The organism is Fodinicurvata halophila (genome assembly GCF_042651425.1).
Taxonomy (GTDB): domain Bacteria; phylum Pseudomonadota; class Alphaproteobacteria; order Kiloniellales; family DSM-21159; genus Fodinicurvata; species Fodinicurvata halophila.
This window is the reverse complement of sequence record NZ_JBHSCW010000003.1, coordinates 24,842-45,012: the sequence shown is the minus strand read 5'-3', so window position 1 is coordinate 45,012 and position 20,171 is coordinate 24,842. Positions and strand designations below refer to the sequence as shown.

Sequence of the window (20,171 nt, the reverse complement as noted above, 5' to 3'; positions counted from 1 at the left end):
GAAAAGGGCGCAGAACCCGGGACTGTCGGTATCCACGCCCGTCGTTGCAGCAGCCGGCGGCACCTCGCCGCCATTGAAGACCTTCAAATGCAGGCTTTGGGACCCCTCTAGGCTAGCGCCGCCCGCGCTGTGGGCCGGCGCGATGAAAGTTGGCGGGCATTGTCGCAGAGGCGATTGCCGTTCAGGAGAACGAGGTTCTGTTGCGGCGCGACGCAATAGAGGCCCGGCCTGTATTGGAGGCAGAGGGTATATACCCGCTCAGTGCCGCGCGAAAACGGCCTGCTTGCCCTTATCGGTGAAGACGATCACATCGTAGGGCTGGCTGCGGTCACCCTGCTCCATTCCGGGGGAGCCGAGCGGCATTCCCGGAACGGCTAGGCCTTTCGCCTGGGGAGCGGCTTTGAGCAGCCGCGCGACGTCTTCTGCAGGGACATGCCCCTCGATCACATAGTCGCCCAATACGGCGGTGTGGCAGGAGGCCAGATCCGGGGTGATGCCGTGGCTCTGCTTGATCGGGGCCAGGTCTTCCACGTCGTGCACCTCCACGGCGAAACCGGCCTCGCGCATATGGCGGCCCCAGGCTTCGCAACAGCCGCAATAGGGTGACTTGTAGACCTCGAGCTGTTTCTCCACGGCCAGGGCCGGAAGGGAGAGCTGCAGAAGGGCCAGGAACAAGCTGCCGGCCAGGACCAGAATCGGAAAGCGGGGGAATCTTGTGGTCATGTCTGTAAGTCCTTGTGCGTGAGACTCAGTTCCACAGGTGTTTCCTGCGGTTCCGAAATTCCTCTTCGTCAATTTCGCCGCGGGCAAAGCGCTCCTTGAGTATCTCCAGAGCCCGATCCTGGCTGCTGTTGCCGCGTCCGCCGTCACCGATGCCGAGGGCGCGCAGCACCAGCACCACACCCAGAATCAGGAGGCCGAAGACCAGCAGCATCATGACCGGTCCCATGAACCAGCCGCCCCAGCCGTCCATCATGTGATAGCCGTAGGAATTGCCCGACTGAGCCAGGGAGAGAGTTGAAAGGGTTTTGACCACGACCTTATGTTCCCGTCTTGCCGAATGACTGTCGGTTGTTCGTACGGGATGTATTTGAGGATTCCAGTTTGGGGAAAGTCAAGGGGGTTTCGATCCCACAAGGAGGTTTCAGCGGTCAATTCACCGCTGTCAGTCCGAAGAGTTCGGAGCCGGCTGTATCCGGATGCGGAGGCCAGTGATGTCCGCCACCTGGACCGAGCCGCAGCGGCGGCGCTCTATCGCGAGCACTTCTGGCAGGCACAGCACTGTGAGCGCCTGCCGCTGCCGGTCTTCGACACGGCGATGAGCTAGCCCGCCCGACATCACCCTCGCGCACTGCAGCATGCATTGGACGTGCCGGTGGAGGGCCTGCTTGGCTCGGTGACCCTGGCCGCCGCTCAGGACTGGGGGAGGAGACAGCAGTGCTGCGCGACTTCTGCGCTAGGCGCGCGGTCTACTACGCCGCCCTGCCCGGCTTGGCGCGTTATGGCCTCGGCTGGCTGCACCACACCCTGGCCACCCATGGCGCGGCCCTGGCGCTGCGGGCGGCGTGATGGATTCCATATAAGCCGTCGTCAGCGCTGTCCGGATCTTTAGGCTCGGAACCGCCTCGAGAAACCGGACCACCCATGGACCAACGGCCAGGTCGAGCGGATGAACCGGACGATTAAAGATGCGACCGTCAGGCGCCATCACTACGAGGGCCATGAACAGCTCCGAGTACACCTCAGGACGTTCCTCGACGCATACAATTTCGCCAAGCGCCTGAAAATGCTCAAAGGCCTTACCGTAGTCGAGTTCATCAAACAGAAATGGACTTCAGAGCCAGAACGATTCCGAATTCACCCGGACCATCTCATCCCGGGACCGAACAGCTAGCATTACAGTTGCATTTTCTCACGCTGTCTGAATCCATGAGTTTCCATGGTTAGGAGGTCATGGATGACAGGTACATCGGTTGAGGCGACGCTTGAACTTTGGGCGTCTTCGTTGCGGGAAGTGAAGGCGCGGATGCGACTGTTGTTCACACAGGAGCGTGTGGCAGCATCAGCGGGACAGTTTTTGGACGGTTTGCTGGGGGAAGAAAGACGCAAGACGGGATGGATGCGTGCGGAAGCGGCAGGCGATCCCGGCCCCTGGAGGCAACAGGCGATCCTGGACCGCGGATACTGGGATGCGGATGCACTGCGCGACATCGTGCGCGATTACGCGCTTGAGACGCTGACCGATCCTGATGCCGTCCTCGTGCTTGATGAGACCGGTTTTCTCAAGCAGGGCAAGGCGTCCTGCGGGGTCAGTCGGCAATATACAGGTTCGGCGGGCAAGATCACCAATTGCCAGATCGGCGTGTTCGCATCCTATGTCTCCCGGCATGGTCATGCCTTCATCGACCGGGCGCTCTATCTGCCAAAGGCCTGGACGGATGACCGGGATCGCTTGGCGATAGCCCATGTGCCGGAAAACGTTAGCTTTGCCACCAAGCCGGCACTGGCGCTCACGATGATCGAGCGGGCGATTGCTTCGAACGTGCCGTTTTCCTGGGTGGCGGCCGACAGCGTCTATGGCGTGGGCGACATCGAAATGACGCTCAAACGAGCAGCCAAGGGCTATGTACTGAGTGTGGACGCCAATCATCCCTTTCGCTCATGGGGCAAACCGCTGGCCGTGGCCGGAACGGCGAAGGACATCGCTGAAGCTTTGCCTGAGAATGCCTGGCGACGGCTGTCGGCAGGCGAGGGAAGCAAGGGCGCGAGACTACATGATTGGGCCTATCTCGAACTCGCCGATCTTGACGCCGATGATTTCGACGCGGCTTTCGCCGGCATCTGGACACGCGGGCTGCTGATCCGCCGTAACATCGCCGATGGCGATCTCACCTTCTTCTCGACCTGGTGTCCGGTTGGCACATCCATGGAAAAACTGGTGACGGTGGAGGGGCATCGTTGGGCAATCGAAGATAGCTTCGAAACCGCCAAGAACGAGTTCGGCCTCGACCACAACGAAACCCGCTCCTGGCATGGCTGGCATCGCCACGTCTCGCTGGTGATGCTCGCTTTCGCCATGATGGCTGTCATTCTCCATCGCGCCAACGCCATGCCGCCCCCCAAAAACGAGGCGGCGCGCAAGACGCAAAATCGGCAATTGATCCGCTGGTCGATCCAGGGAATCCGCCGGATCGCCACGCGACTCGCACGACAACCCGTTCATCCTGACCATGTCATCGCATGGTCGCTCTGGCGGCGCGCCCATCAGGCCGCAGCCCAACAGGCCCACCTCAAATCAAAAATACAACTGTAATGCTAGTATTCATGCCTGCAGATTCAGAAAATCTCCGATCACTGTCCATACCAATCCCTCGGGGTTACATGGAGAACCAGGCGTCACGTCTTGGTCCGGGGCGCCGTCATGTTATACTTCCGGTCACGGCTTCAACGAGAATGGCGCGGCTTTTGTTCGTGTCTCACCGGGAGGATGGCGAGTGATTGATCTGATCGGTCCCGTATTGCTGACCGGACTGGCCCTCGCCTTCGCCGTCGCGCTCCAGCGCGTCCGCTTGCCGAACACGCCCGCCGCTTCGAGCAAACCCCAGAAGACACCGGTTCTCGGCGGCGCCGCACCGGAGACCCACGCCTGGCAGCGCTATCATGTGCGCTACTACTCGATGACGCTGCTCTTCATCGCCTTCGAGATGGAGATGATGTTCATGTATCCATGGGCGGTTGTCTATGTCGAGGAAGGCATGATGGCGCTCATGGAGATGGGTATGTTCCTGGCGATCCTTTCAATCGGCATCCTCTATGGCTGGCGGGAGGGTGTCTTCCGGTGGCAATGAGTTTGCTCAAAGCGCTCGCCAAAAAAGCCCGCGCGCCCGTCTTCGCGGCAATCGGCGAGAACGGTCTCACTGCGGTGGACGGTCTCGCGCTCGATGTGCGGCTTGCCTTCAAGGCTTCGCCGCGCGAGGCCGGTATCCTGCTCGTGATCGGCGAAATCGACGCAGCGCGCCTCGGCTATCTCGAAAGACTGCACGACCAGTTGCCACATCCGCGCGCAACGGTCTTCTGGCGAACCGAGTCACTCGCTCGCTTCGGCAATGCCACGGTCGTCGGCGAAGGCGAAGACGCCGCCGAGGTGATTGCGACCGTCTATCGCCGGCTTCTCGCTGGTGACATGCCGTCCGAACCGGACCTGCTGCCCGACGAGCCGCCCAATGACTGGCGCGGCAAGGGTGATCACGGCCAGGGCGGCGAAGGCATGATGGGCGGTGCCCCCTATGGCCGGCCGATGGCGATGCCCGACGACGACATCCGCGACGGACTTCAACTTGACGCCTTTACCGCCGAGTTCGGCCCGTTCCTGCCGACATTTCCGCCTGGGCTCGTCCTCAAGCTGACATTGCAGGGCGACGTGATCCAGACGCTCACGATGGAGCACCCGCCCTTTCCGCAGTCCGACGAGACCAGTGCGGCCGGCGCATTGCGCCGCGCGGCGCGCCTGATGCGGCTGATCGGCCAGCCTGCTCGCGCAGAGCGATTGCAGCGCCTGGCAATGCAGATCGCTCATGGCGAAAAGCCGGGGGCGGCAGATAACGCGCGCGCCCTGCCGCGATGGGTTCTCGCCAGCATTCCCGCCGGCCTCGGCGTGACCGTAGATAGTGGCGACGTGCGCGCCCGCCTTACTCGCACGCTAGATGCGTTGCATGCGTCGTCTGCCGATTATCGGCAGACGACGATACCCGCCGACGCGCGGCTCGACCGCCTGCTTGCCGGGCTCGAATGGCATGAGGCGATGCTTGTGCTTGCCAGCTTCTCCGTCGGCGAGATCATGCAACTCGGCGTGAACATGCGTTCTGAAGCTGCAGAAGTGACCAACAACGCCCACGAATCACACCGCGGGCATAGTTCGCATCACGGGCACGGCGCGCATGGCAGTCATGGAGGGCATGGATGAGCATCGCCGCCTCCGTCCTCTTCATCGTGCTGCTCGTTACCGCCGGCGTCTGGCTCGCCGCGGTGATGGACCGCGTTGCCGAGGCCGTTGCCGCCGGGCGCGCCATCTCCGATCCATGGCGCGGCCCGCTAGCCAATGCCGCAGCGCTTCTCGCCCGCCAGCGCATCGCGACCGAGCGGCCGGACGCGCTCAACTGGCTGCTTGCGCCTGCCTTCTATCTCGCGCTCGCAGCCGCAGGGCTCAGCGTCGTTCCGGTCGCGCCGGGCGTGGCGGCGACGACGATCGAGACCGGGCTCGTGCTCTGGGGTGCCTGCGAGTCGCTCACCGTGGTCGTCGTCTTCCTCCACGGATGGTCAGCCAATTCGCCATTGGCCCTCATCGGCGCCTATCGCTATGTCGCAATCGGCCTGCCGGTGATGCTGGTCAGCATGTTCGTGTTGATCGCCGCGGCGCTTCCCGCCGAATCGCTCAGCGTGATCGCCGTGGTCGAGTCGCAGCGCGAGTTGTGGAACGTCCTACGTCAGCCGCTCGGCCTGCCGCTCTTTATCCTCCTCGGCCTATCGCTGACGCTGCGCGGTCCCTTCGACTATGCCGACGCGGAGGACCTTTCCGGCGGCACATCCATCGAGGATTCCGGGCCGGGGCGCGCGGCCTGGCAGTTCGCACGCCTCGCCATGCTGGTTTCGTTCTCGGCAATGGCGGCGACGGTTTTTCTCGGCGGCCATCTCGGACCCGTCCTGCCCGGCCCGGTCTGGCTCGTCCTCAAGACCGTCGCGGTCATGGTAATCGTCGTCGCGGCCGGGCATGCCGCGCCGCGCCTGACGCCGTCGCGGATGATGACACTGATCTGGACGGTGCTCCTGCCGCTTTCCTTCCTCGACCTCATCATCGCCGGACTGGTGGCATTATGATCGGCGCCTCGGATATCGCCTTCTACGCGCTGTCGCTGCTCGCGCTGGTCACGGGCTGGCGGGTCTTCCGCACCGATTCGATGGTGCGCGCCTCCTTCCTGTTGATGGTCTCCTTCATCGCCGTTGGTCTCATCATGGTGCTGCGCGCCGCACCCTATATCGGCGTCGCCACCGTCTTTATGATGGCTGTGGAGATGATGGTGATGGCGCTCTTCATGGTCATGTTCATGATGAACCCGGCCGGCCTCAACCCAATGAACATGGTACATCAGGAGCGCCTCTCGATCGCCGCCGGCGTTATCGCCTTTATCGGCCTCGCAGTCGCGATCCTGATGAGCGAGCTGCCGGTCAATCCTGTTTCTGAGAGCAAGCAGGTGGTCCACGACCTCGGCATCGAGCTTCTCGGCAACTCTATGCTGATCTTCGAGACCGCAGGCGTCACGCTGCTCGCAACCATGGTCGGCACCGTCATCCTGTCGAGCCGCGCCGGGCGCTTCGGCGCCGCCGACGCCGGCTCCGTCCCGCCCGGGCTCGATCCCGGCGGTGCGCCGGCTGGGCGACAGCCGGAGGAAGGCGAAGGCGGCGGCCACCATCATCATCACGGGCACGGTCACCACAACCACGGGAGCGGCCATTGACCCTTATCACTGTCCTCATCGTCGCCGCCGGGCTGATCGGCATCGGACTCTACGGCGCACTCTCTCAGCAGTCCTTCGTCATGCTGATGATGGGGCTGGAACTGATGCTGAATGGCGTCCTTCTCGCCGTCATCGGCTTCTGGTCTTACAGCCTCGGCGGCGCGCCAGAGGGGCAGCTTCTCGCCATCATCGTCATGGCCGTAATGGCGGTGGAGATGGCGATCGGCTTTGCGCTCATCACCGCCGTCTACCGCAAACGCCAGGCCGATATGACCGAAAGCCTGACGACGATGAGGCATTGATGCTGTTTTCGCTCGCCATCCCTCCGGTCCTCGCTGGTCTCGTCGCGCTTATCGTGAAAGCGCCGTCGCGGCGCGCGCTCGGGCTGCTTGCCGGCGCCGCGCTCGCCTTGACGCTTCTGCTCGCGGCGATGGCGGCGACTTTCGGCTGGAACGGAACGATCGACTGGGGCGCAGGCCTCACGCTAACGGCCGCGCTCACGCCGCTTTCGGCAAGCGTCGCCATACTCGTGCCGGTGATCGCGCTGCCGATCCTCGTCTACGCCGCCGCGCACGAGGCGAAAGACGGGCTGAAACGCCTGATCGCCATCCTGCTCATCTTTTCCGGCGGCATGGAACTGCTGGTCGTCGCCGGCGACTTCCTAACGCTCTTCATCGGGTGGGAGATCGTCGGCGCCTGTTCCTGGGCCCTGATCGGCCATGACTGGCGAGAGGCCGGCAATCCGGCGGCGGGACGCTATGCCTTTCTCGCCACGCGCCTCGGCGACCTCGGCCTCCTCGCCGCCACAATGGCGGCTTTTGCCGCGACCGGCGCGCTCTCCTTCGCCGCGCTTGCCGAGGCGGAGATGCCGCTGATCACCGTCGTAGCCTTCGGCGTGCTGTTGTCGGCGGCCGCCAAGTCCGGCCAGGTCCCGTTCTCGCCCTGGCTTTTCCGCGCCATGGCCGGCCTCACCTCCGTTTCCGCGCTGCTCCATGCCGCCACCATGGTCGCCGCCGGCGCCTATCTGCTGATCCGGCTGGAACCCTGGCTCGCCAGCGTCCCCGGTTTTTCCGCGACCGCCGTCGCCGTCGGGCTCATCACCGCGCTCGCCGGCGGTGTCGTCGCACTCATGCAAGCGCACGCCAAGAAGCTGCTCGCCGCCTCCACATCCGCGCACTACGGGCTGATGTTCGTCGCCGTCGGCGCTGGCTATCCGGGCGTCGCAGCGCTCCATCTCATCGCCCATGCCGCGTTCAAGGCGGTGCTCTTCCTTGCCGCCGGCATGGCGGGCGAACGCACCGGGTCATTCGCGCTGGAACGCATGGGGTTCGCCCGCGCCATGCCGCTCATCGCTGCCTTCAGCGCCGTCGCCGCGCTGGCGCTCGCCGGCGTGCCACCGCTCGGCGGGGCATGGACCAAGGAGGCGGTGGTCACGGCCGCCGGTCATACAAGCGCATGGATCTCCGCCGGCGTCATGCTCGCAGGCTTCTTCTCCGCCGCCTATGCCATGCGCTTCCAAGGTCTCGTTTTCGGTTGGCCGCGCGGCGTCCGGCGGGTTGCGAACAGCCATCGCACCGAGACCGCCGCTATAGGCGGGCTCGCAGGCTTGACTCTTCTTCTGTCCTTGCTCTGGATCCCGGCCGTCGCGGACAGTCTGGCGCGGCTTCTCGGGGTTGAGTTGTCCGAATCGGGTGTCGTCGAAGTCCTGCTCTCGCTCTTCGCCGTCGCGCTGGGCCTCGCCCTCGGTGCGGTGCTCGCCAACCACCGCGATATCTTTTCTCGCGAAAGCCCGCTCACCGAGTGGCTGGGCCTTGCGATCGCCATCGACGCCGGCGTCGTAGAACCCATGCGGCGTCTCAGTCTCACGGCAGCCAAGGTCGACGACCGTCTGATTGACGGCGCCCGGCAAATTGTTGTTCGGCTCTTGCTGCACACTTCCCGGGTTTTTGCGGCAAAGGACGATCGGCTCGTCGACGGTGGCGTCAGGCTGACGGCCGCCTTCGCCGCCTGGCTGGCGCGGATCGGCGAGACGATCGGTGAGCGCATAACCGACGGCCTGCCGGAAGGCTCCGCCTTTCTTGTCGGTCTTTCCGGCCGCGATATCCGCAAGGTGCAGACCGGGCTTTCCCACCATTATTACGCGCTGATCGCCGCCGGCAGTATGCTGACAATACTCGTTCTTCTCCTGGGACTTTAAGATGCTTCTGACGCTCGCCATCCTCATTCCGCTTCTCGGCGCGCTGGCGCTGGCGCTCGCCAACAGCATGAGCGAAGCGGCGGCGCGCATGACGGCCGTCGCCGTCTCGTCCGTGCCGCTTGTCCTGCTGATCGTCGTGTGGATCGGCTTCGACGTCGGGGCCGACGGTTTTCAGGCGGTTGCCGAGGTGGCATGGATACCAACGCTCGGCGTCGCCTGGAGGGTCGCCGTCGACGGCATCTCGCTGGCGCTGGCGTTGATGAGCGCGCTGCTCTTCGTCGCCGCGATCGCCTGGCCGTTGGAAAGCCGTGAGCGGCCGCGGCAATATTATGCCTGGTTCCTGTTTCTGGAAGGCGTCTCGCTCGGCCTCTTCCTGACGCTCGATCTGCTGATCTTCTACGTATTCTTCGACCTCAGCCTCGTCGGCATGTATTTCCTTATAGGGCGCTGGGGACATGGCGAGGAGAAGGGCGACGCCGAACGCGCAGCGATGAAGTTCTTCATCTATACGCTCGCCGGTTCGCTCGCCATCCTGCTCGCCATCCTCGCCCTTGTCCTTGCCGGCGAGAGCCTGACCTTCGACATGCGCGACCTCATCGAGAGCCAGCCGCTCGCCGGGGCCGGCATCGCCGCGCCGCTCGTGCTTCTCGGCTTTCTCGTCGGCTTCGCGGTGAAGACGCCGCTTTTTCCCGTCCACACCTGGCTGCCGCCGGCACACGTCTACGCCCCCGGACCCGCCTCGGCGATTCTCGCCGGCGTGCTCTTGAAGATGGGTACCTACGGCATCCTGCGCATTCCCTTCTCGATGATGCGCGAGACCTTCGCCGCCTACGCCCTTCCGCTCGCCATCGTCGCGCTGATCTCGATCCTGTGGGGTGCGATCGTCGCGCTCGGCCAATCGAACCTTAAGCGGCGGATCGCCTACACCTCCGTCAACCACATGGGCTATTCGGTGCTCGGCATCGCCGCGGCGGGCGCGCTTCTCTCCGGCGAAGAAGCCGCGCGGCAGCTCGCGCTCACCGGCGCGGTGGTCGAGATGGTCGCGCACGGTCTGATCACCGGCGCGCTGTTCCTGATCGCCGGCAGCTTCTGGCAGCGCGGCAAGGAATACGAGATCGGCGCCTATGGCGGGCTCGCCCGCACCGCGCCGAAGCTGACAGCGGCGACCGTGATCGCCGCCTTCGCGAGCCTCGGTCTGCCCGGACTTGCCGGCTTCGTCGCCGAGTTCCAGATCTTCGTCGGCACCTTCGCCGTCTATCCGTGGATCGCCGCGATCGGGCTTATCGGCATCCTGATCACGGCCGCGCTGTTCCTCGGCATGGTACAGCAGCTCTTCTTCGGCGACCTGCCGAAACGCTGGGCGGGTTTTCCCGATCTTAGCGTCACGGAAGGCGCAACACTCGGTGCGCTTCTGTTCCTCGTCGTCCTGATCGGCGTCTATCCCCGCTGGCTGCTCGCCATGATCGACGGCGCCGGCCGCGCCATTCTCGGGAGCGGCTGACATGGACATGCCGGTCGGCGACATCGTCCCTGAAGTGGTCGTCATCCTGACGGCCGTCGGCGCGCTGCTGCTGGCGAGCTTCACGAGCGAGCGGCGCCAATGGCTTGTCGCACCGCTTGCGCTTGCCGGTCTTGCCGTCGCTGGTTTCATACTCTCTTGGCAGAGCGAAGAGGCGCGGCTCACCTTTTCCGGCACCTGGGCGATCGACGGGGCGAGCGTCTGGGCGCGGCTGATGATCCTCGCCGGCACCATACTCGCGATCCTTATGTCGCCCGACTGGTTTCGCACAGACAAGCGTCACGGCGAATATTACGCGATCCTGCTTTTTTCCGCCCTCGGCGCGATGGTGCTCGCCGGGGCGGCCGATCTCCTGCAACTCGTCATGGGTGTGCTGCTCTCTTCGGTGACGGGCTATACGCTTGCCGCCTATCACCGCGACTGGCCGCTCTCCGTTGAGTCTGGCATGAAGTACTTCCTGGTCGGCGCCTTCGCCAATGCTATCCTCGTCGTCGGCGTGACACTCGTTTTCGGCATGGCGGGGGCGACCGGCTATGGTGAAATCGCCGCCAACCTGCCGGATCTCGCGCCCTCGCCGCTTCTCCTGCTCGGCCTCGCGCTCGTCGTCATCGGTGTCGCCTTCAAGCTCGGCGCCGTGCCGGCGCATACATGGGTGCCGGACATCGCCGAAGGCGCGCCCGCGCCGGCGGCCGCTTTCCTCACAGTCGTTCCAAAGATCGGTGCAGCTATTGCATTGTTTCGCCTTGTCGAGTTGTTTCCGCCGGAGGCCTTCACCATCCGTCCGCTGATCGCGATTCTCGCAGTCGCGACGATGACTCTCGGCAATCTCGCCGCGCTCTGGCAGGACGACATGCGCCGTATGCTCGGCTGGTCGTCGGTCTCGCAGTCCGGCTATGCGCTGATGGCGGTAGCCGTGGTGGGCCTGAGCGACAGCGCGCTTTCGGCTTTGCTCATTTTTCTGGTCGGCTACGCGCTTTCCAATCTCGCAGCCTTCGCCGTCATTGCCCATCTGCGAGGCCGCACGACCCGCGAAGACTACAAAGGGCTTGCGAGCGCCCGGCCGTTCGTCGCGATCACGCTCATCGTCGCCCTTCTCTCGCTCGTCGGCATTCCGCCGCTTGCCGGTTTCTTCGGCAAGCTGACGCTGTTCCTCGCCACCATCGACGGCGGCTATGCTTGGCTCGCCGTCGTCGCGCTCGCCAACACCGTCATCTCACTCTTCTACTATCTGCGTTTCGTCGCGCCGGTCTGTTTCGCGGCTGGCGACGCGCCTATCGCCGTTCTCGGTCGATGGACGGTGATCGCGGTGGCCGTTTCGGCGGCAGGAGTCATAGGTTTCGGGCTTGCCGGTGAAATCATCTTCGCTGCCGTCACACAGGCACAGCTCTACCAGTAGTAGTTGAGGGAGATGGTAGTGCGGAAACGCCATCCCTCGACTGTTGAAGTAAAAGTGGCTTTGCCACGCTTTTGCTGAGCGTATCGACGCTGAGGCTCATCGTCGTCCGATAGGATCAGTTGGGCCTGCATACAAACACATGATTGAGATGCAAAGCAGGGGTAACCTCGCTGCCCCGGTCGTAACGTGTTTCCTTTGAGCAGACATTTTCGGGCCGAACCGGCGATCGCAGTCGGCGGACCGCACCGCGGGTGACGAAAATGCCAACGATCCTGGCGACGAGATAATCATTCAGAGGGACTTGACGAACAATGGCCCATTACAGAAGCGCTACGATGTTCCAACCGACAAAACGCTGTGTAATCCATTTATCCAATTAACTTCAGCTTAATGCGATATCCGCGCAAACATAACCGACTCGACGGAGGTCAGGCCTTCGCATTCTCCGGCAGTGGTCGTCCAACACTAAGGAGCGCATCGAAGAAAAGACGCGGGCGGCCCCAGAGCGAGTTGACGAAGATCGCCGTCACGCTCGCCGCCATGGCGACCATCGCCCAGACCGGATAAAGCAACCCGGTCGCGGCGAGCGGGACGCCGACACCGTTGAACAGGAAGGCGAGCGAGACGTTCTGCAACATCTTCCGGTAGCCTTCGCTGCTGATCTCCCGCGCCTCGGCGACATTGGATATGCGATTGTTCAGGATGATGATGTCGGCGGCGTCGATGGCGATGTCGGTGCCCGAGCCCATGGCGATGCCGACATCGGCCTGCATCAGGGCGGGCGCGTCGTTGACGCCGTCGCCCACCATCGCCGTGCGCCCGCGCGTCTGGAGATTGCGTATCAACTCCGCCTTCTCGCCCGGCAGCACCTCGGCGTGAACCTCGTCGAGCCCGAGATCCCTGGCGACGCGGGCCGCCGTCCGCTCGTTATCGCCGGTGACGAGCACGGTGCGAACACCGGCGTCGCGAAGCCGGGTGATGGTTTCGGCAGCATCGCCGCGCGGTGCGTCGCCGAGCGCCAGAAGTCCGATGAACTCGCCGTCCCGAACCACTACAATCACCGTGCGTCCCTTGTCCTCCAGTTCGCTGACCTGTCGCTCGATCGACGTGAGATCCACACCGCTCTCCGTGACGAAGCGTGGGCTGCCGACCAGCACGTTCGCGCCGTCGATACGGGCGGTGACGCCTTTGCCAGGTGTCGCTTCGAAGCTCTCGGCGTCGGGCGGCGTCAGACCCGCCTCGAAAGCCGCCTCGACCACGGCTTCAGCCAGGGGATGTTCCGATGCGGCTTCGACGGCCGCCGCAAGGGTCAGGAGCGCGTCGGCATCTCCCGACGCCGCCTCGACCTCGTGGACGCGCGGCTGGCCCTCGGTCAGCGTGCCCGTCTTGTCGAAGGCGATCTGGCGCACCACCCGGTAGCCCTGGAACGCCTCGCCCGTGCGCATCAGGACGCCCTTCTCCGCCGCCTCACCGGCGCCGCGCACGATCGACAACGGCGCGGAGATGCCGACGGCGCAGGGATAGCCCATCACGAGCACGCTCAATCCCGCGAATATCGCGCGCTGAAGGTCGGCCGGGAAACCAAGCAACTGCGGCAGCAAGGCCCAACCGAGGAAAGACAGTATGGAGATCGCCAGCACCAGCGGCGTGTAGACTCTTAGCACACGGTCGACGAGGTGCAACAGGCCGGGCTTGAGGGCACGGGCGTCTTCGACCTCGCGCGCGACGCGCTGCAAGAAACTCTCCGCGCCCACGGCGGTCACCCGGACCAGCAGCGTCCCATTGCCGTTGATCGTGCCGCCGATGACCGCGTCGCCCGCCTGCCGCTCGACTGGCATCGGCTCGCCCGTGACGAGCGACTGGTCCACGGCGGAGCGGCCCTCGACAACCTCACCGTCCACCGGCAGCCGCTCCCCGGGGCGGACGCGCGCCAGGTCCCCTTGCGCCACCTCGGAAAGCGCGATTTCCACCTCGCGGCCGTCGCGCTGGACACGGGCGGTGTCCGGCTGAAGGTCGAGCAGACGCTTGACGGCCTGCGAGGACCGCGTCTTGACGATCAGCGAGAGCCATTCCGAGAAGATGTGGTAGGTCGCGACCATGACCGCGACCGCGAAGAACGGCGCGGTCGGATAGCCGGGGCGATCGACGACGAGGCCGATGACGCCGCCGGCCAGTCCGGCGAAGGCGCCGGCCTCCAGCAATACGTGCTGGTTCAGGATGCCGCGGCGCAGCGCCTGAAAAGCCATCACCAGAATGTGCCGGGCGACGCCGAAGACGATCGCCGCGGCGAGGCCCCCGACGATCCAGGGCGTGAAGCCGACCAGCAGTCCTTCGCCCTTGAGGGCGAGCAAGCCGCACGTAAGCGCGCCAAGGCCGCCGGCGCCCGCGATCGCCGGCCACAAGCCGCGTGCGCGCAGAACAAGGAAGACGAAGGCGACCAGACTGACTGTCGCCAGGGCCGGCAAGACCAGTGACAGCGGGCCGGCGGGATCGGTTATCAGCGCGATGGACAGAAGGCTGAATGCGGTGGCCGTGAGGAACCGGCGCCCCTCGGCGACGAGCTCGCGCTCTTCTTCCTCATAGGGACGCAGCTTGTTCGGGTCGTGGATCGTGTAGCCGATGTCGCGAAGCGTTCCGAGCAGGGCCTCCGGCGTCACCTTGCCTGGATCGTATTCGACGAGCGCCTGCTCGTGGGTCAGGCTGACCGCGACCTTGTCGACGCCCATCTGTCGGCCGAGCGCCTTCTCGATCGTGCCGGTGCAGAGCGAGCAGTGCAGCCCGCCGATGCGCGCGCGTATGCGGGCGCGGTCCGGTCGCTCGGAAGGTTCCTCGCTCCAGGGCGCTGGCTGGTCCTCGACGGCTGTCGCTGTCGTCATGGCTGGTTCTCCTTCATGGGGCGGCCGCAGCGCCCGGATCGATGTCGGCGAACAAGGCGAACCCGATCGACCAGGCGCCGAGCGCGACGAGGACGAGGCCCGCGAAGACCGGATAACGTCCGGAGAGTGCGGCGAAGCGATCAAGTAGGCCGCGTGCGGCCGGAATGAGCACCAAAGCGACAAGCGGCAGTGACAGAAAGAGGCCGAAGACGGCCAGCGCGACGAACCCGCTTATTGCCGTCGGGCCGCCGGAAGCGGCGGCGCCGGCCAGCAGCGCAAAGAGAAGCGGCGCAGCGCACGCCGGGATATTGAGCCCGAACAGTAAGCCGAGACCCGCGGATCCGCTCCGCCCGCTCAATCGCTTGAGACTCGGGCCAAGCGAGACCATTAGGGGACGAGCGCGCCCAGTCGCGAGCAGCAAGCCGAGCGCCACATAGAGCGCGCCTAGAAACAACCAGGCGCCCCATTGCAGATCGAGGAATAGTGAACCGATTACCACAGCGAGAACGCCCAATAGACCGATAAAGACTGCGCGCGTGAATGCGAACAGGGTGGTTTCCGCGAGCTTGGCGGCCGCGCTCTTGTCTTCCAAATACTTTACAAAAACGAGGCTCGAGCCGATCGAGCAGGGCTCGACAAAGCCAATCAGCCCAAGACCGGCTGGGAGCGCGAAAAGACCCATGAAGCTCGTTTCGATCATGTCTTGCTTGCGCTTGCGGTGAAACCGCCCTTGGCGATCGCTGCAGTAAGGTCGGTTGTCGAGGCCGTGTTCTGGTCGTGCAGAATTCGGGCGCGACGTTCGTCGAAGGAGACCTCTGCCTTGCGTACGCCGGGGATATGGGACAGCAGTGCTTCAATTGTGCGGGCGCACCCGTCGCAGTGCATTCCCTTGATGGTAAGGGTCGTCGTCTTCATCTCTCGCACACCTTTTTCGGAAGTGGACGTTGCCGTGGAAGGCTTGGTATTGGCGATATCCGGTTTGCGTTGCATAGCGTCGAGGATCGTACAGGCCTTGACGTCGCCGCCACCGGGACAGCTAGCAATCAGTTCGTCGAGCGCTGCGTGTATGCGTGAAAGCTGTTCGAGCTTGGCCTGCACCTCGGCGCGTTTCTCGATTGCGCGACCGCGTACGTCAGCGCAGTCGGCGTGGGGGGCGGCGCGCAGAGATAGAAGGTCCGCAACCTCCGCCAGTGAGAAGCCAATCTCCTGGGCTTGCCGGATGAAGTGGATGCGCGCCATAGTGTCTGGTGGATAGGTTCGGTATCCGCTCTCCGGCTTTGGCGGCTGCGCAATCAGGCCCCGGCGCTCATAGAATCGGATCGTCGCGACCCGCACGCCTGCCGCCTTCGCCGCCCTGCCGATCGTCAGATTCGCCATGTGCTTTCTCCTTATTGTTTATTCTGAACCCTGTACCATGGTGCAGGGTCAAGCTCCGCGATAGCGATGTTCGGTGCCGGGAGTGTGATCGTCTCAGGAGGCGACGGAGGAGGCGGCTACCCTGCACAGCAGGACAACATCGCCACATCCTTGTCGAAGGTCTGGGCGGCGAGCTTCAGCCCTTCCACGGTCGTCAGGTACGGGAATAGCGTCTCACCGAGCACCTTCGCCGTCATGCCAGTCTTGAGGGCAAGCGCCAGTGTCTGGACACTGTCGGCACCTTCGGGGGCAAGGATCTGGCCGCCCAGCAGACGGTCTGTTTTTGCGTCCGCGACCAGCTTGATGAGCCCGCGCGTATCCCGTGCCACAAGCGCCCGGGGCACTTGATCGAGCGGCAGCACCGATGTCTTGATGTCATAGCCCGCTGTTCTGGCTGCGGCTTCGCTCAAGCCGACACCAGCCACCTGCGGGTCGGTGAATACCACCCAGGGCATGGCGCTGTTATCATAGACAAGGCTGTCCCCATTCAGCGCGTTGAGGGCTGCGATCTTGGCGCCGTAGGCAGCCATGTAGACGAACTGGTCACGCCCCGTCACGTCGCCGGCGGCGTAGATGTCCGGCTTAGAGGTGCGCATCCGCTCGTCGACCGCGATGCCTCCGTTATTGGAGATCTGCAAGCCGATCTCGATAAGATCGAGCCCGCGTGTATTGGGCGTTCGCCCCGTGGCAACAAGCACCTGCTCAGCCTCGAAACTTTCCTCGAAGCCGTCGATCTCGACGGCCAGGGCAACGCCGCGATTGTCCTGTGTGATCCGCCGATAGGTGAGGCCATCGCGCACGGTCAGGCCTTCGGCGCGCAGATACTCGGTCAAGGCTTCCGATATCTCCGGCTCAGCCTTCGGCAAGAGGCGCGAACGGGTTACGAGGGTCACCTCAGTGCCCATGCGTGCGAACATCTGTGCGAGTTCGCAGCCAACATAGCCGCCGCCGATTACGACCAGCGAGCGGGGCAATTCCGTTCGTTCCAGTGCTGTGGTGCTGGTCAGCCAGGGAACGTCGTCAATACCGGGAATATCGGGTTTCCCCGGTGCGGCGCCGGTGGTGATGATGGTCTTGTCCGCTCGCACAATCTGCTCGTCCATGGCGATGCCGGAGCTCGTCAGGCGGGCGGCTCCGTCGAGATAGGCTATGCCGGGATAGGCGGACAGCAGATCGATGTATTTGCCCTGGCGGAGGCTGACCACAAGATCGTCCTTGGCCGAGACGAGTGTGCCCCAATCCGTTACTTGCGCCTCACCGGCGAGTCCGGGAAAGCGGCTTGCCCCGCGTGCCCCATGTATGGCCTCGGCCGCCCGGATCATGGTCTTTGACGGTACACAACCGACATTGACGCAGGTGCCGCCGATGGTGCCGTGACCAATAAGCGCGACATTTGCGCCCTGTTCGGCTGCCGTGATGGCGGCTGAGAATCCTGCGGAACCCGCACCGACGACGGCGAGGTCGTAAATGCCATGGTCTGACTTCTTTGGCGTACAACAATCCGTCATGTCAGGTGTTTTCCTTTGTTGCTATGGTATCGGTCTCGCAGCAGGTGGCGGCGAGGACTGCGCAGATCGTGCCGGTCTTGATGATCGCGGCGTCCTCCATCCTCACGCCCTCAGGATTCGGGTTGGGCAGGATATCCCGCGTTCGTCGAGGCAGCGGCGATATCCGCCGGAGACGTGGCGTTCGGGTCGAACTCGACCGTGGCGGTTCTGGCCTCGAAGTCCACTTTGACGGATCGCACGCCTATGACTCCTTCCATGGCCTTGCGCACGGTGATGGGACACATGGCGCAGGTCATGTTCTCGATGGCAAAGGTTACTGTATCGGTTTGCGTTTTTTCCGTTGCCGATTGAGCGGTCACCTCTGACAGCGGAGTCATGGCGATTGCTGCGCCGAGACTCAGCATGGCGGCAGAAGTGATGGCAATGCAGCGTTTCATGTTGTCATCTCCTAGTAAAACAGCGGTGCCCACCAATTGATCGTCAGCGCCAGAATGACCAGCGCCGTCCCGATCCAGAGGGCCGCTTGTGTGAAGATTGAGGACTGTGGACGCGCGCAATAACTGCCCTCCGCGCAAGCTCTCTTCGGCTTCACATACACCTGATGGAAGCCGAGCCCGATAAAGACGAGGGCCACCGCAGCGAAGTAGGGTTTGTAGGGCTCCAGCGCGGTCAGATTGCCGATCCATGCTCCCGAAACGCCAAGCGTCAGCAGGACAAGCGGTGCAATGCAGCAGGACGACGCCAGGACGGCACCGATCAGCCCACCGGCCGCGTACCAGCGGTTCCTGTTGTCACCGTCCTTTTTCGGGGGGTCATAGCTGTCCGAGCCGGTTTGTAGCTCATCCATGTCGGTCTGTCCTCGATCTTGTTCCGCGTTAACGGTAACGTCTGTAGTGACTACAGGCTCAAGGGATTTCTGCTGATAAGATGAGGGACGACATGTCAGGGAGGAGATTGCACCGGGCAGCGCTTGCGCGCCGGACTGGCTGCAACCTGGAGACCATCCGCTACTACGAGAAGATCGGGATGATGCCGGCGCCGCCGCGCACGGAAGCCGGTTATCGCATCTATAACAGCAGCCATGTGGAGCGTCTCAGTTTTATCCTGCGGGCACGCGAGCTGGGCTTCTCGCTTGATGATATCCGCGGGCTGCTCACCCTCGTCGATCGCGGCATGCAGACCTGTGCTGAGGTGAAGGAACGCACTGAACGGCATCTTGCCGACGTGCGGGAAAAGATCGCCGATCTCAAGCGCATCGAGCGGCTCCTCGCCGAAACGGCGGCGCAGTGTTCCGGCGAAGAGGTGCCCGAATGCCCCGTTCTGGAGGCGCTGACGTCGCGAATGTGACGACTGCGGTTGTCGGAAAATGCCAGTCGTTTAAAACCCCAAGACTTCGGCCGTGCGACGAACCAATCTCAAGACGTCAGCCATATCATTCTGTGCACTTTCAGGAGTGTGGAGGCAGTTTAGATTTTGGGCTGTCCTTGATTTTCAACATCCCACTCCCCAATCATGGCCAGACCGATATGAGAGGCCAATGTACCTGTTTCTGCCGGGCCGGAGGAGCGAGGCAAACTCTCCACTCCTCCGGCAAGGCAGCACATCAGTGTTTCAGTTCGAACTCGCCGACCATGCCCGAAGCGTAATGCCCCGGCACGTTGCAGCCGAATTCGAGCGTCACGTCCGTCTCTTCCGGAAAGGTCCAGACGACCTCATCGCTCTCGCCGGGTTCGAGCAGCACGCTGTTGGCATGATCATGCATACCCTCCATCGCCTGCTCGTCCAGGCTTTGCGGCGTCATGACCCCCTCCTCCATCATCGCCATCATTTCGTCTGCGTGATCGGCGTGCATCTCGGGGGTCCCGATGTTGAACTCGTGCACCAGGGTGCCTTTGTTCCGGATCTCGAAGCGGATCGTCTCTCCGGCCTGGACCTCCAGGCGTTCCGGCTCGAAGTAGGTGTCGTCCATGACGACCTCGATGCTGCGCGAGACCTGGGAGGGCTCGCCCGGCGCGCCATGGGGCGCACCATGGCCGTCACCGTTAGTCCCCTGGTCGTGTGCACCGTTGGCAAGCGCTCCTGTCGCGGCGACGGCGAGGGGCAGCGCTGCCACGGCAGGGAAGCGCATATAAATCGTTTTGAACATGTCTATCCTCGTTCCTGTAACGGGTCGCAGGCTCCGCCCGAACTCGACCACAGAGGGTCGGCAGGTGGAGTGTCGATGGGAACTTCTGCTGTCTCAGGAACGAGGCGGCGGTATCTCCACCTCCAGGAAACCACCCGCTGTCAAATGTTCGTCAAAGGGGCTCAGCACGAGCAGCAGGTGAAAGTTAGGCACAGCAGACCAGCTCTCCTGACCCATCTGGTAGGAGGTGCAATGTCCGGCCGTAGTCTTGCAGGCGCCGGGCTGGTCGTGGGAATGCCCGTCATCCCCAGAGTCCGCCTTATCACCCGAGCCCGGCTTGCTGTCAGCGGCCTGATGGTCATGATCCGCCACGGCGGCACCCGGATTCTCCTCCGGCACCGCATTGGCGACGGCGCCGGACAGCCCAAAGGCGAGAACCAGAAACAGGATTGCGAAAAAGCGGGTCAGCCGTGCCATCATGACCGACCTATGAAAAGCCATTCCCGCAGGAAGAGTCCAGCCCCTATTCCCCAGATAACTCCCAAACTCGGTCCCGATGGTAGCCAAACAGGCCCCTTTTGGAACATAAGCTCAATGGGGCGGGGCTCAGACTGCTGAGTTG

Annotated in this window: 21 protein-coding genes and 2 pseudogenes; 13 read left to right on the top strand and 10 right to left on the bottom strand. The window is 63.6% G+C overall.

The features are described from left to right. Positions 1 to 258: 258 nt before the first annotated feature. Both ACFOW6_RS05025 and ACFOW6_RS05020 read right to left on the bottom strand, forming a co-directional pair. Complete coding sequence (locus tag ACFOW6_RS05025) at positions 259 to 723, bottom strand: DUF411 domain-containing protein (protein WP_382421246.1); 465 nt, start codon at positions 721 to 723, stop codon at positions 259 to 261. A gap of 25 nt (positions 724 to 748) precedes the next feature. Further along, positions 749 to 1,036 carry an SHOCT domain-containing protein gene (locus ACFOW6_RS05020; RefSeq protein WP_382421245.1) on the bottom strand — a complete coding sequence of 96 codons (288 nt, stop codon included), beginning with the start codon at positions 1,034 to 1,036 and terminating at the stop codon, positions 749 to 751. Between the two features lie 6 nt (positions 1,037 to 1,042). Between ACFOW6_RS05020 and ACFOW6_RS05015 the strand changes: the two genes are divergently transcribed. The 12 genes and pseudogenes from ACFOW6_RS05015 to ACFOW6_RS04960 all read left to right on the top strand — a co-directional run bounded on the left by ACFOW6_RS05015 (position 1,043) and on the right by ACFOW6_RS04960 (position 11,624). Further along, the gene (locus ACFOW6_RS05015; protein ID WP_382421244.1) at positions 1,043 to 1,327 is read left to right on the top strand and encodes a glycosyl hydrolase 108 family protein; all 285 of its coding nucleotides are present in this window, start codon (positions 1,043 to 1,045) and stop codon (positions 1,325 to 1,327) included. A gap of 110 nt (positions 1,328 to 1,437) precedes the next feature. Next, positions 1,438 to 1,569 (top strand): hypothetical protein, encoded by a 132-nt coding sequence (locus ACFOW6_RS05010; RefSeq protein WP_382421243.1) that lies wholly within the window; start codon positions 1,438 to 1,440, stop codon positions 1,567 to 1,569. Between the two features lie 49 nt (positions 1,570 to 1,618). Continuing rightward, a pseudogene (locus ACFOW6_RS05005) lies at positions 1,619 to 1,894 on the top strand (integrase core domain-containing protein); the annotation flags it as partial. Positions 1,895 to 1,939: 45 nt separating this feature from the next. Next, positions 1,940 to 3,142 (top strand): annotated as a pseudogene (locus ACFOW6_RS05000) (IS701 family transposase); the annotation flags it as partial. Between the two features lie 352 nt (positions 3,143 to 3,494). Continuing rightward, entirely contained in the window at positions 3,495 to 3,848 is a 354-nt protein-coding gene (locus ACFOW6_RS04995) for an NADH-quinone oxidoreductase subunit A (protein ID WP_382421242.1), read from the top strand. Then, the gene (locus ACFOW6_RS04990; protein ID WP_382421241.1) at positions 3,845 to 4,963 is read left to right on the top strand and encodes a hypothetical protein; all 1,119 of its coding nucleotides are present in this window, start codon (positions 3,845 to 3,847) and stop codon (positions 4,961 to 4,963) included. Before ACFOW6_RS04995 ends, ACFOW6_RS04990 begins: the two co-directional genes overlap by 4 nt. Further along, the gene (locus ACFOW6_RS04985) at positions 4,960 to 5,874 is read left to right on the top strand and encodes a complex I subunit 1 family protein (RefSeq protein WP_382421240.1); all 915 of its coding nucleotides are present in this window, start codon (positions 4,960 to 4,962) and stop codon (positions 5,872 to 5,874) included. The genes ACFOW6_RS04990 and ACFOW6_RS04985 overlap by 4 nt, the downstream gene beginning before the upstream one ends. Next, positions 5,871 to 6,512, top strand: coding sequence for an NADH-quinone oxidoreductase subunit J family protein (locus ACFOW6_RS04980; protein WP_382421239.1), 642 nt, complete (start codon positions 5,871 to 5,873; stop codon positions 6,510 to 6,512). Before ACFOW6_RS04985 ends, ACFOW6_RS04980 begins: the two co-directional genes overlap by 4 nt. Beyond that, the gene (gene nuoK, locus ACFOW6_RS04975) at positions 6,509 to 6,814 is read left to right on the top strand and encodes an NADH-quinone oxidoreductase subunit NuoK (protein WP_382421238.1); all 306 of its coding nucleotides are present in this window, start codon (positions 6,509 to 6,511) and stop codon (positions 6,812 to 6,814) included. The genes ACFOW6_RS04980 and nuoK overlap by 4 nt, the downstream gene beginning before the upstream one ends. Beyond that, complete coding sequence (locus tag ACFOW6_RS04970; protein ID WP_382421237.1) at positions 6,814 to 8,709, top strand: NADH-quinone oxidoreductase subunit 5 family protein; 1,896 nt, start codon at positions 6,814 to 6,816, stop codon at positions 8,707 to 8,709. Before nuoK ends, ACFOW6_RS04970 begins: the two co-directional genes overlap by 1 nt. 1 nt (position 8,710) lies before the next feature. Continuing rightward, entirely contained in the window at positions 8,711 to 10,210 is a 1,500-nt protein-coding gene (locus ACFOW6_RS04965) for a complex I subunit 4 family protein (protein ID WP_382421236.1), read from the top strand. A gap of 1 nt (position 10,211) precedes the next feature. Next, the gene (locus ACFOW6_RS04960) at positions 10,212 to 11,624 is read left to right on the top strand and encodes an NADH-quinone oxidoreductase subunit N (RefSeq protein ID WP_382421235.1); all 1,413 of its coding nucleotides are present in this window, start codon (positions 10,212 to 10,214) and stop codon (positions 11,622 to 11,624) included. 428 nt (positions 11,625 to 12,052) lie between these two features. Here the strand turns inward: ACFOW6_RS04960 and ACFOW6_RS04955 are convergent, their stop codons facing one another. From ACFOW6_RS04955 to ACFOW6_RS04930, 6 genes are all read right to left on the bottom strand, one after another. Next, positions 12,053 to 14,500 carry a heavy metal translocating P-type ATPase gene (locus ACFOW6_RS04955; protein ID WP_382421234.1) on the bottom strand — a complete coding sequence of 816 codons (2,448 nt, stop codon included), beginning with the start codon at positions 14,498 to 14,500 and terminating at the stop codon, positions 12,053 to 12,055. Positions 14,501 to 14,513: 13 nt separating this feature from the next. After that, positions 14,514 to 15,200 carry a hypothetical protein gene (locus ACFOW6_RS04950; RefSeq protein WP_382421233.1) on the bottom strand — a complete coding sequence of 229 codons (687 nt, stop codon included), beginning with the start codon at positions 15,198 to 15,200 and terminating at the stop codon, positions 14,514 to 14,516. Continuing rightward, complete coding sequence (locus ACFOW6_RS04945; RefSeq protein ID WP_382421232.1) at positions 15,197 to 15,877, bottom strand: MerR family transcriptional regulator; 681 nt, start codon at positions 15,875 to 15,877, stop codon at positions 15,197 to 15,199. Before ACFOW6_RS04945 ends, ACFOW6_RS04950 begins: the two co-directional genes overlap by 4 nt. Before the next feature lie 116 nt (positions 15,878 to 15,993). Beyond that, a complete protein-coding gene (merA, locus tag ACFOW6_RS04940; RefSeq protein WP_382421231.1) occupies positions 15,994 to 17,424 on the bottom strand; it encodes a mercury(II) reductase in 1,431 nt (476 codons plus the stop codon). A gap of 110 nt (positions 17,425 to 17,534) precedes the next feature. Then, positions 17,535 to 17,861, bottom strand: a complete 327-nt coding sequence (locus ACFOW6_RS04935; protein WP_382421230.1) for a heavy-metal-associated domain-containing protein — start codon at positions 17,859 to 17,861, stop codon at positions 17,535 to 17,537. An 11-nt stretch (positions 17,862 to 17,872) separates the two neighbouring features. Then, positions 17,873 to 18,271 (bottom strand): mercuric transporter MerT family protein, encoded by a 399-nt coding sequence (locus ACFOW6_RS04930; RefSeq protein WP_382421229.1) that lies wholly within the window; start codon positions 18,269 to 18,271, stop codon positions 17,873 to 17,875. A gap of 92 nt (positions 18,272 to 18,363) precedes the next feature. Between ACFOW6_RS04930 and ACFOW6_RS04925 the strand changes: the two genes are divergently transcribed. Further along, positions 18,364 to 18,771 (top strand): MerR family transcriptional regulator, encoded by a 408-nt coding sequence (locus ACFOW6_RS04925; protein ID WP_382421228.1) that lies wholly within the window; start codon positions 18,364 to 18,366, stop codon positions 18,769 to 18,771. Between the two features lie 256 nt (positions 18,772 to 19,027). Here ACFOW6_RS04925 and ACFOW6_RS04920 read toward each other — a convergent pair whose 3' ends face one another. Then, entirely contained in the window at positions 19,028 to 19,570 is a 543-nt protein-coding gene (locus tag ACFOW6_RS04920) for a cupredoxin domain-containing protein (protein ID WP_382421227.1), read from the bottom strand. 93 nt (positions 19,571 to 19,663) lie between these two features. After that, positions 19,664 to 20,050, bottom strand: a complete 387-nt coding sequence (locus ACFOW6_RS04915; RefSeq protein ID WP_382421226.1) for a hypothetical protein — start codon at positions 20,048 to 20,050, stop codon at positions 19,664 to 19,666. Positions 20,051 to 20,171: the final 121 nt, after the last annotated feature.

Excerpts from the sequence above, each read along its gene's own strand:
- ACFOW6_RS04970 (WP_382421237.1), top strand. The coding sequence starts at position 6,814 with ATGCTGTTTTCGCTCGCCATCCCTCCGGTCCTCGCTGGTCTCGTCGCG.
- ACFOW6_RS04920 (WP_382421227.1), bottom strand. The coding sequence starts at position 19,570 with ATGTTCAAAACGATTTATATGCGCTTCCCTGCCGTGGCAGCGCTGCCC.
- ACFOW6_RS04915 (WP_382421226.1), bottom strand. The coding sequence starts at position 20,050 with ATGGCTTTTCATAGGTCGGTCATGATGGCACGGCTGACCCGCTTTTTC.
- ACFOW6_RS05015 (WP_382421244.1), top strand. The coding sequence starts at position 1,043 with ATGTTCCCGTCTTGCCGAATGACTGTCGGTTGTTCGTACGGGATGTAT.
- ACFOW6_RS04935 (WP_382421230.1), bottom strand. The coding sequence starts at position 17,861 with ATGAAACGCTGCATTGCCATCACTTCTGCCGCCATGCTGAGTCTCGGC.
- ACFOW6_RS04990 (WP_382421241.1), top strand. The coding sequence starts at position 3,845 with ATGAGTTTGCTCAAAGCGCTCGCCAAAAAAGCCCGCGCGCCCGTCTTC.
- ACFOW6_RS04925 (WP_382421228.1), top strand. The coding sequence starts at position 18,364 with ATGTCAGGGAGGAGATTGCACCGGGCAGCGCTTGCGCGCCGGACTGGC.
- ACFOW6_RS04950 (WP_382421233.1), bottom strand. The coding sequence starts at position 15,200 with ATGATCGAAACGAGCTTCATGGGTCTTTTCGCGCTCCCAGCCGGTCTT.
- ACFOW6_RS04945 (WP_382421232.1), bottom strand. The coding sequence starts at position 15,877 with ATGGCGAATCTGACGATCGGCAGGGCGGCGAAGGCGGCAGGCGTGCGG.
- ACFOW6_RS04930 (WP_382421229.1), bottom strand. The coding sequence starts at position 18,271 with ATGGATGAGCTACAAACCGGCTCGGACAGCTATGACCCCCCGAAAAAG.
- ACFOW6_RS05025 (WP_382421246.1), bottom strand. The coding sequence starts at position 723 with ATGACCACAAGATTCCCCCGCTTTCCGATTCTGGTCCTGGCCGGCAGC.
- ACFOW6_RS04955 (WP_382421234.1), bottom strand. The coding sequence starts at position 14,500 with ATGACGACAGCGACAGCCGTCGAGGACCAGCCAGCGCCCTGGAGCGAG.
- ACFOW6_RS04980 (WP_382421239.1), top strand. The coding sequence starts at position 5,871 with ATGATCGGCGCCTCGGATATCGCCTTCTACGCGCTGTCGCTGCTCGCG.
- ACFOW6_RS04965 (WP_382421236.1), top strand. The coding sequence starts at position 8,711 with ATGCTTCTGACGCTCGCCATCCTCATTCCGCTTCTCGGCGCGCTGGCG.
- ACFOW6_RS04960 (WP_382421235.1), top strand. The coding sequence starts at position 10,212 with ATGGACATGCCGGTCGGCGACATCGTCCCTGAAGTGGTCGTCATCCTG.
- ACFOW6_RS04985 (WP_382421240.1), top strand. The coding sequence starts at position 4,960 with ATGAGCATCGCCGCCTCCGTCCTCTTCATCGTGCTGCTCGTTACCGCC.
- merA (WP_382421231.1), bottom strand. The coding sequence starts at position 17,424 with ATGACGGATTGTTGTACGCCAAAGAAGTCAGACCATGGCATTTACGAC.